The following is a 2,091-nucleotide window of genomic DNA, read 5'->3' as shown; positions in this document are numbered from 1 at the left end:
ATAGGTGAATTACACCTGAGCGGATGTACGGGATGCCTCGTAACGATTGCAGATAACTACGAGGGTCTCTTCAAGCTGCTCGATGACTACGCAGACTTAGTCTATGCGCTGACCCTGGTCGACACCCGCCACGTCCCCGAGATGGACGTATGCCTGGTTGAGGGGTCGTGCTGTCTGAACGACGAACTCTCGATAGAGGAACTGAAGGAAGCAAGAGAAAAGTCGAAGGTGCTGGTCGCCTACGGCGCCTGCGCGGCCTACGGGAACATCACCCGGTTCTGCCGTGGCGGTCAGTGGAACCAGCCCGGCCACGAGGCGTTCGTGCCGATCAGCGAGATCGTCGACGTCGACCTCTATCTCCCGTCCTGTCCCCCGTGCCCCCAGATGGTCAGGAACATCGCCGTCATGGCCTACCTGCTGCTGAAGGGCAACGAGGAGCAGAAGGCCCTCGCGACCGCCTACCTGACGCCGCTGATGCAGCTGGCAAAGCGCGGCAACGAGGCCTGCGGCTGCGACCTGATGTACGATGTCATCAACCAGGGTCTCTGCATGGGATGCGGGACCTGTGCCGGCACCTGCCCGGTCCGTGCCATCACCATGGAGTACGGCAAGCCGAACGTCAACCGCGACCAGTGCATCAAGTGCGGCGCCTGCTACTCGCAGTGCCCCAGGAGCTGGTTCAACTTCGACGTCATGAACAACTACGAGGGCATCATCAATGCCATCAAGGGAGCCATGCAGTGAGGTGAGAAAGATGGATGTACTCGGCAACTACAAGTCCGTAATCTCGGCACGCTCGACCGACAAGGACATCTTAAAGAAGTCCCAGGACGGCGGTATCATCACGACACTCTTCGCGTACGCGCTCGAAGAGGGTATCATCGATGGTGCCATCGTCGCAGGGCCGAGCGATGAGCCCTGGAGGCCGGAGCCCATGGTCGCGACCACTAAGGCCGAACTTCTCGCCGCTGCCGGAACGCGCTACACCATCAGCCCGAACCTCTACCTGATCAAGGAGGTAACCCGGAGCTATGGTTTCGACCGCGTCGGTATCGTCGGTACGCCCTGCCAGATCCAGGCGACCCGCAAGGCGCAGGTCTACCCGATCGGCCTGCGCGACGTCGACGACAAGATCGCCCTCGCGCTCGGTATCTTCTGCATGGAGAACCTCTCCTACCAGGCGCTCGAGGCGATCGTCGAGGACCACTGCAACCAGAAGATGGAGTCCGTCAAGAAGATGGACATCGGCAAGGGCAAGTTCACGGTCTACACCGAGCGCGGTGCAGTCAGCCAGATGCCCCTGAAACTGATCCACAAGTACGTGCAGCCCGGCTGCCACGTCTGCCTGGACTACGTCGCGAACCTCGCCGACATCTCGAGCGGGTCCGTCGGCAGCCCCGACGGCTGGAGCACGGTCTTTGTCCGGAGCCTGAAGGGTAACGAAGTCTGGGAAGGCGCCCTGGCCGCAGGTCTCTTCGAGACGAAGCCCATCGACCAGGTCAAGCCCGGCCTCGACCTCGTCAAGAAGCTCGCGACCGAGAAGATCACGAAGAACCAGAAGCACGTCGACGAGCGCAAGACCGTGGGAATCAGGGCGGACGGAACCCCGAAGGGTCTCCGGAACCCCTACGAGTCCCCCTAAACACCTTTTTTTCGATCGAGCCCGGCCGGATTCTAATCCCTGTATTTAACCCCTGTAAAGAGACATCCCCGGGATAGTTCTGGCTCTGCAGATCGGCCGTGCCAAGTTAAATAGCCCAAAAAGGGTGCAGGCGGATCTTGAGAACCCAAAAACGGTTTCGCGGGTGACCGGTTAGAGAACCGGGGTATCAGTCTCATTTGATGAAGTTACAACAAAAACAGCCGAAATGGTGTAAGCCACGTCCGTGGATTTTGTGGAGGGCTGCGTGAAGTGCGGCACCATCCCTAACAGAATGAGTCTTCTGCAGTGGAATGATTTTACCTCGTTTCCATGTAACCGATGCACGAAATTGCAGACGAAAACAGCGCAAACGAGGATAAAGTCCAGTACACTGGACCACTGGGGTATCGCGCTTTGGGGTGGGGTTTCAGGGGAGGGGGGATGCTCCC

General features: G+C 59.2%; 2 protein-coding genes. Both read left to right on the top strand.

From position 1 onward, the window contains the following. Positions 1–744, top strand: a 744-nt coding sequence (gene frhG, locus ACI94_RS05100) for a coenzyme F420 hydrogenase subunit gamma (RefSeq protein WP_286681172.1), incomplete at its 5' end; no start/stop codon positions are given. A 10-nt stretch (positions 745–754) separates the two neighbouring features. Next, positions 755–1,642, top strand: coding sequence for a coenzyme F420 hydrogenase subunit beta (frhB, locus tag ACI94_RS05095; RefSeq protein ID WP_150468674.1), 888 nt, complete (start codon positions 755–757; stop codon positions 1,640–1,642). Positions 1,643–2,091: the final 449 nt, after the last annotated feature.

It is taken from the genome of Methanoculleus sp. DTU007, from assembly GCF_001512385.1.
GTDB classification, from domain to species: Archaea; Halobacteriota; Methanomicrobia; order Methanomicrobiales; family Methanoculleaceae; genus Methanoculleus; species Methanoculleus thermophilus.
The sequence above is the reverse complement of the archived record's forward strand: the minus strand, read 5'-3'. Positions and strand labels throughout refer to the sequence as shown.

Bases quoted from the DNA above. Each gene is read 5' to 3' on its own strand.
- frhB (WP_150468674.1), top strand. From the start codon at position 755: ATGGATGTACTCGGCAACTACAAGTCCGTAATCTCGGCACGCTCGACC.